This window comes from Frankia sp. AgKG'84/4 (assembly GCF_023242965.2).
In the GTDB taxonomy this organism is placed as follows: Bacteria; Actinomycetota; Actinomycetes; order Frankiales; family Frankiaceae; genus Frankia.
The window spans coordinates 1-7,274 of sequence record NZ_JALKFU020000255.1 but is presented as its reverse complement, the minus strand read 5'-3'; the positions used below and the strand labels follow the sequence as shown (position 1 = coordinate 7,274).

Sequence of the window (7,274 nt, the reverse complement as noted above, 5' to 3'; positions counted from 1 at the left end):
GCCGGGGCCACCGCGACGGCCACGCGGGCGGCCTTCGCCGCGACCGCCGTGCTCGTGCCGCTCGTGCCGGTCCTGCCGCTCGTGGGGACCGCCGCGCTCGGCGCGACTGGTCCGGTCCCGGCCCGGGGGCCCCCACTGCCCGGTGGTGGGAGCCAGCCGCTCGGCGCAGCCGGCCATTGATTCGAGGAACTCCGAGAGCCGCGCCGGATCGAACGGCAGCCCTCGTCCCCCTCCGCCCCAGGAACCCCAGGGGCCGGGAATCGCTTGCGATGTCATGATCATTTCCTTTCGCTGTGGCCCGGAGGCCGCCTTCCCCGGGGCGATCCCGACGAAGGTCACATCACTCGATTGCCAACCGCGGCCATTTGGCCGCCCTGGCGTACGCTCACGATATATCGCGATGCTACTTCCGGCAAGTCTCCGGACGAAGCCGTACGCCTCACCAGCGCCGATCGCGCTCGGATTCCGTAGGATTGGACCGTGATCATTTCTGTGTCCGGGGAGAACGGGCACGACGGGGACCCCGTCACCCCGCTCGAAGCGGCCTTCGAGGAACGTGCCTGCGCCCAGCGCGCCGGCACGGGCGTGTTCATCGAAGGGGTGAACCTGGCCCTGCTCGGCCGCGTCGAGCAGCTGCGTATCCGCCCCACCAACGCGTCCGGCACAGTCGAGGACGACGGGCCGCAGGAGGTGCGCCTCGAGGCCGCCGACGACGGCCCCCGCACCGGCTGCACCTGCCCCGAGGGCGCCACCGGCTCGTTCTGCCGGCACGCCGTCGCCGTCGCCCTGGTCGCGACCGGCTCCGCCGGCCTCGCCGAGGACGACGAGGACGCCGACGAGGAGACCGGCGGGATCATCGTCGAGAGCTCGTTGTTCGCCGACGATCCCGTGCACGCGGCGATGCGGGTGTTCCTCAGCCGGGTGCCCCGGGGGGAGCTCGTCGAGACCCTGCTCGACGCCGCGGAGGAGAACGAGGCGGTCGCGGACGCCCTGTGGGAGGCCACCGTCGCCTGGCACGGTCGCCAGCACGGCGCCGCCCCGTCCACCTGACGGCACAGCGGCGCCGCGCCGCCGCAACACGGTGGGCCGCCATCAGCGACCCACCCGCGGTGATGCGGTGGACCGCCGTCAGCGACCCACCGGCGGTCTACTCGACCGTGACCGACTTCGCCAGGTTCCGCGGCTGGTCGACGTCCAGACCGCGGGCCAGGGCCAGCTCGCAGGCGAACACCTGCAGCGGCAGCGTCGTCACCAACGGCGCGAACAGCGAGGCGGTGGCCGGCACGCGGATCAGGTGGTCCGCGTACGGCTCCACCGCCACGTCACCGTCCTCGGCGATCACGATGGTCCGCGCGCCCCTCGCCCGGACCTCCTGGATGTTCGAGACGATCTTGCCGTGCAGGTTCGCCCGGCCGCGCGGCGAGGGCACGATGACCAGCACCGGCAGGCCCGGCTCGATCAGCGCGATCGGGCCGTGCTTCAACTCGCCCGCCGGGAAGCCCTCGGCGTGCATGTACGCGAGCTCCTTGAGCTTCAGCGCCCCTTCCAGCGCCACCGGGTAGCCGACGTGGCGGCCGAGGAACAGCACCGCCTTCGCCCCCGCCAGGCTGCGGGCGAGCTCCCGCATCGGCTCGAGCCGGGCGAGCGTGCGCTCCACCAGCTCGGGCGTGCGCTGCAACCGCTCGACGTAGGCGGCCACCTCGTCGCCGTAGAGCACCCCGCGCACCTGCGCCAGGTACAGGCCGACGAGCAGGCAGGCCGCGACCTGGCCGAGGAAGGTCTTGGTCGAGGCGACCCCGACCTCCGGCCCGCAACGGGTGTAGAGCACCGCGTCGGACTCTCGCGGGATGGTCGACCCGTTGGTGTTGCAGATCGCCAGCACCCGGGCCTTCTGCTCACGGGCGTGCTTGACGGCCATCAGCGTGTCGAGGGTCTCCCCGCTCTGGCTGATCGCGATGACGAGGGTGGAGCGGTCGAGCACCGGGTCTCGGTACCGGAACTCCGAGGCCATCTCCACCTCGCAGGGCAGCCTGGTCCAATGCTCGACCGCGTACTTCGCGATGAGGCCGGCGTGGTACGCGGTGCCGCAGGCGACGATGAAGACCTTGTCGACGTCGCGGAAGTCCTGGGCGGACAGCCGCTCCTCGTCCAGCACGATCGCGCCGTCGGCGGACAGCCGCCCGCGCAGCGTGTCGGCGAGCGCGGTCGGCTGCTCGTTGATCTCCTTGAGCATGAAGTACGGGTAGCCGCCCTTCTCCGCGGCGCTGGCGTCCCAGTCGACGTGGTAGCGGCGGCCCTCGACGATCTCGCCGTCGAAGTCGGTGACGGTCACGCCGTCCCGGCGGGCCTCGACCACCTGGTCCTGCCCGATCTCCAGAGCCTCCCGGGTGTGCGCGATGAACGCGGAGACGTCGCTGGCGAGGAATGCCTCGCCCTGGCCGAGCCCGACGACCAGCGGGCTGTTGCGGCGCGCGCCGACGACCACCTCGGGGTAGTCCCGGTGCAGCACCACGAGGGTGAAGGCGCCCTCGAGCCGCCGGCAGACCCGGCGCAGCGCGCCGGTCAGCGGGTGGGCGCCCGCTGCGGCCCGCGGCGGGGCCACCGGCTGCTCGGGAACCACGCCGGCCTCCGCGCCGGCGAGCTCGATCTCGAGCAGGTGGGCGACGACCTCGGTGTCCGTCTCGCTGGCCAGCTCGTGCCCGACCCCCTCGAGCTCGGCCCGCAGGGCGGCGAAGTTCTCGATGATGCCGTTGTGGATGACGGCGATCGCTCCGGTGCAGTCCGTGTGGGGGTGGGCGTTCACGTCGGTCGGGCCGCCGTGGGTGGCCCAACGCGTGTGCCCCATCCCGGTGGTGCCGGGCATCGGGTTCATCTCCGGACCCTCGGAGAGCAGCTTCTCGAGGTTCGCGAGTTTGCCCGCGCGACGCGCCGTCCGCAACGCCCCGGCGCCGACCACCGCCACGCCGGAGGAGTCGTAGCCGCGGTATTCCAGCCGCCGCAGACCGTTCAGCGCGACGTCCAGAGCCGACTGGTCACCGACGTAACCGATGATCCCGCACATGCGCTCAGCGTACGCAGGTCGCGCCCGACCCACCCAGACGCCCGGCCGAACGCACCCCATGTTGTCCCAACGTGGCCTCAGCGGCGGGTGATGCTACCCGGAGTGGTCGAAACCAGACGGTCCAGCCGAGACCGACGGATCCGGGTGTTGTCTCAGCCGACGGCGGGCAGGGCCTCGCGGACGGTCGCGGCGAGTCGCTGGGCGGTCTCCCGGGCGACGGCGTCGGTCTGCGCCTCCACCATGACCCGCACGAGCGGCTCGGTGCCGGAGGGGCGCAGGAGCACCCGCCCCGCGTCGCCGAGCTCCGCCTCCACCTCGGCCACGGCCGCGCGCAGCTCCGGCGAGGCCTGCACCCGGGTGCGGTCCACCCCCCGGACGTTGACGAGCACCTGCGGCAGCCGGGTCATGACCTTCGCGAGCTCGCCGAGCGGCTGACCGGTCTCGGCGACCCGGCCGAGCAGCTGCAGCGCCGTGAGGAGCCCGTCACCGGTCGTCGCGTGGTCGAGGAAGAGCACATGCCCGCTCTGCTCGCCGCCGAGCACGTAGCCGCCGGCGCGCATCGCCTCCAACACGTACCGGTCTCCGACCGGGGTGGTGACCACGGTGATGCCGGCCTCGCGCATCGCGTGCCGGAACCCGAGGTTCGACATCACGGTGACGACGACCGTGCCCGCGGCCAGGTCACCGCGTTCGGCCAGGGCGATCGCGCAGATGGCGAGGATCTGGTCGCCGTCGATGACCTCGCCAGCGGCGTCGACCGCGAGACAGCGGTCCGCGTCGCCGTCGTGCGCGATACCGACGTCGGCGCCCTGCGCCACGACGGCGTCCCGCAGGCTGTCCAGATGGGTGGCGCCACTGCCGTCGTTGATAGCGTTGCCGTCACCGTCCGCGTGCAACGCGATGACGTCGGCGCCGGCGGCGCGCAGGACCCGCGGGGCCAGCGCCGAAGCGGCGCCCTGGGCGCAGTCGACGACGACGCGCAGGCCGTCCAGCCGCGCCGGCAGGCTGGTCAGGAGATGGTCGGCGTACCGGTCGACCAGGGCGGGTTCGTCACGCACCCGGCCGACGTCGCGTCCCACCGGACGGCGCCGCGACGGCCGCGCCATCTGCCGCTCGATGGCATCCTCGACGTCGTCGGGCAGCTTGAGGCCGCCGGCGGCGAACAGCTTGATGCCGTTGTCGGGCATCGGGTTGTGGCTGGCGGAGAGCATCACGCCAAAGGTCGCTCCGCTACTCGCCACCGCGTGCGCGACGGCGGGGGTCGGCGCGACACCGATCCGGGCTACGTCAGCACCCGACGCGGCCAGCCCGGCGACGACCGCCGCCTCCAGGAACTCACCGGAGGGCCGGGTATCCCGGCCGACGACCACCAGCGGACGGCGACCGTCCGCTCCGGCCGGCGCGCCCAGGCCGCCAAGCTGCTCCACGGCCGCGGCGGCCAGCGAGAGCGCCTGCTCCGCGGTCAGGTCGACGTTGGCGACGCCACGAACGCCGTCGGTGCCGAAGAGCCTCGCCACTGAGGTCTCCCATAGGTCGAAGTCCAGGTGGAGACCCAGGCGCGCTCCCGGCGGCCGACGCCCCCACCCGCCCGCGCGTCCGGGGCCACCCGAACGCGCCGACGGAGGAGACGCAGGGTCAGCGCTTGCTGTACTGCGGAGCCTTACGGGCCTTCTTCAGGCCGTACTTCTTGCGCTCCTTGACCCGGGCGTCACGGGTCAGGAAGCCGGCCTTCTTCAGAGTAGGCCGCGACTCCTCCTCCGCCAGCGTCAGCGCACGGGCGATGGCGAGTCGCAGCGCGCCCGCCTGGCCCGAGATGCCGCCGCCGTGCAGCCGCGCGACGATGTCGTACGACTCGGCCTTGTCAAGCACCTTGAGCGGCTCGTTGACGAGCTGCTGGTGCACCTTGTTCGGGAAGTATTCCTCGAGCGTCCGCCCGTTGAGCGTCCACTTCCCGCCGCCCGGGAGCAGCCGCACTCGTACGACCGCCTCCTTGCGGCGCCCGGTAGCGCGGGGGTTGCCCTGTACGTCGGTCACGACAGCCACGTCGCGTTCCTTCCTCGGTTGAAGCGTGGTTCCCGCGGCCGGCCCGGGACGAAAGATCGCCCGGCGGCCGGCTGGAGGAGGTCTGCGGTTACTGCGCGACCTGGATGATCTCGAACGGGGTGGGCTGCTGCGCCTGGTGCGGGTGGATCGGACCCGCGTAGACCTTCAGCTTCGTGCCCTGCGCACGGCCCAGCTTGTTGTGCGGCAGCATGCCCTTGATCGCCTTCTCGACGATGACCTGTGGCCGCGTGTCGAGCAGCTCACCGTAGGAGGTGCTGCGCAGACCGCCCGGGAAGCCCGAGTGGCGGTGGTACTGCGCCTGCTGACGCTTGTTGCCACTCAACGCCACCTTGCCGGCGTTGATGACGATCACGAAGTCGCCGGTGTCGATGTGGGGGGCGTAATACGGCTTGTGCTTGCCCCGAAGCAGCGTGGCGGCCTGGGTCGCCAGCCGACCGAGCACCACGTCGGTGGCATCGATGATGTGCCACACACGCTGGACATCCGCGGGCTTGGGCTGGTACGTGCGCACAGGTCTGCCTTCTCGTTCGGACGGGTCCGCCCGGCGACTTCCGAGAAGCCGACAGACGTGGCCAGTCAAGAATGTGGAGCGCGCAGACAGGACGTGTCACGCGCAGCAGTCTTTGAGGTTACCAGGCGAGCGGGACCAGCCGCTGACGGGCCTGCCGGGGCCACTACGACCACGGGGACCGGCCGGAGACATCAGCCCCAGGGCAGCCACACCCGGAGCAGCACACCCGGAGCAGTCGACTCCGGACGCCCACCGGGCGGCACCGACACCTCACCAGCACACACACTACCGATCCCCACCGTCCGGGACGTTCTAGGCGATGCCGGGATGGACTGGCCATGGCGGGATTGCTGGTTATTCTGGCCCGGATGACTGAATTGGATGGCGGGGGGCACGAGGAACGGCCGGGATCCGGCATCCCGGCACGCGGAACACCGAACCCCGCCGCCCACCCGCCCGCTCCCGGCGGGCCCGGGTTCGATCCGAGCGACGCCACGGCCAGCTCGAACGACGCCACGGCCAGCTCGAACCCGGAGGGCACCGCGTGGTCAGGCACCGGGCCGGGCACCGCCAGCTCCGAACTGCGCGGCCGGCACGTCCTCTACGACGGGTGGACGCCGCCGAGCGACGATCCGCTGTTCGGCGGCCCGCGGAGCTACGCGTTCTCGTTCGACCACCTCAGGTCGGTCGCGCCCGGACCGGACCCGGCACCCGCCACGGGCCAGCATCCCGCCGCCGCGCCGCCCGCCGTCACCGCGATCGACGTGCGGGTCCGCCGCGGCGCCCGGCGGCGTGGCCGGGGCGGGCTCGAAATCATCCACGGCGTCTCCTTCGTCGTTCCCCGGGGCAGCGTCACCGGGGTGATCGGCCCGAGCGGCGGCGGCAAGACCACTTTGCTGCGGGCAATCGTCGGCGTGCAGAACGGCGTCGAGGGCGACCTGCGGGTCCACGGCTACGCCGCCGGCGATGCCTGCCTGCGCCGCCGCGTCGGCTACGCCACCCAGGCGGCATCGGTCTACGCAGACCTGACCGTGCGGGAGAACCTGCGCTACTTCGCCGCGCTCGTCCAGCCCGCCGACCGGCACGGGGCCGGCGCCTGGACCGCCGAGCGCCTCGACGCACTACTCGCCCACGTCGGCCTGAGTGACCAGGCCACGATCCTGGTCGACCAGCTTTCCGGCGGGCAGCGTTCCCGCGTGTCCCTCGCCGCTGCGATGATCAGCGGCACCGACCTGCTCGTGCTCGACGAACCGACCGTCGGCGCCGACCCGCTGCTGCGCCGCCGGCTGTGGCGGGACTTCCGCCGGATGGCCGCCGAGGGCACGACGATCCTCGTCAGTTCGCATGTCATGGACGAGGCCAACCGCTGCGACCGGCTGCTACTGCTCTACGAGGGCCGGCTGCTCGCCCAGGGCACCCCCGCACAGCTGCTCGCGACCACCGACTGCGGCGATCTGGAGGAGGGCTTCCTGCGTCTGGTCGAACATCCCCGGCGCCTGGCCGACTCCGGGATCGACCTCGGTCGGCGCCGCGGCGCCGGCGCGGAGCACGAGCCACCGCCGATGCCCGTCGCCCCGCCTCGTGCGGATCTCGCCGTGGCCGCCGCCGGGCCGGCCGAGCGGCCCGCGAGCTGGCGGG

Annotated in this window: 6 protein-coding genes and 1 pseudogene; 3 read left to right on the top strand and 4 right to left on the bottom strand. The window is 72.5% G+C overall.

Translation table 11 applies throughout. From position 1 onward, the window contains the following. Positions 1 to 180, top strand: a pseudogene (locus MXD58_RS16025) (hypothetical protein); the annotation flags it as partial. Between the two features lie 300 nt (positions 181 to 480). Next, positions 481 to 1,050 carry an SWIM zinc finger family protein gene (locus tag MXD58_RS16020; RefSeq protein ID WP_248838722.1) on the top strand — a complete coding sequence of 190 codons (570 nt, stop codon included), beginning with the start codon at positions 481 to 483 and terminating at the stop codon, positions 1,048 to 1,050. 97 nt (positions 1,051 to 1,147) lie between these two features. Here the strand turns inward: MXD58_RS16020 and glmS are convergent, their stop codons facing one another. From glmS to rplM, 4 genes are all read right to left on the bottom strand, one after another. Continuing rightward, entirely contained in the window at positions 1,148 to 3,061 is a 1,914-nt protein-coding gene (gene glmS / locus MXD58_RS16015; RefSeq protein ID WP_248838721.1) for a glutamine--fructose-6-phosphate transaminase (isomerizing), read from the bottom strand. Positions 3,062 to 3,213: 152 nt separating this feature from the next. Further along, the gene (glmM, locus tag MXD58_RS16010) at positions 3,214 to 4,578 is read right to left on the bottom strand and encodes a phosphoglucosamine mutase (RefSeq protein WP_248838720.1); all 1,365 of its coding nucleotides are present in this window, start codon (positions 4,576 to 4,578) and stop codon (positions 3,214 to 3,216) included. Positions 4,579 to 4,696: 118 nt separating this feature from the next. Next, on the bottom strand, positions 4,697 to 5,104 hold the full coding sequence (rpsI, locus tag MXD58_RS16005; RefSeq protein ID WP_250609469.1) for a 30S ribosomal protein S9: 408 nt from the start codon (positions 5,102 to 5,104) through the stop codon (positions 4,697 to 4,699). A gap of 88 nt (positions 5,105 to 5,192) precedes the next feature. Continuing rightward, complete coding sequence (gene rplM, locus MXD58_RS16000; RefSeq protein ID WP_248838719.1) at positions 5,193 to 5,636, bottom strand: 50S ribosomal protein L13; 444 nt, start codon at positions 5,634 to 5,636, stop codon at positions 5,193 to 5,195. Positions 5,637 to 6,004: 368 nt separating this feature from the next. Here rplM and MXD58_RS31695 point away from each other — a divergent pair. Then, positions 6,005 to 7,274: ABC transporter ATP-binding protein (locus MXD58_RS31695; protein WP_250609468.1), on the top strand; the 1,270-nt coding region annotated here is incomplete at its 3' end.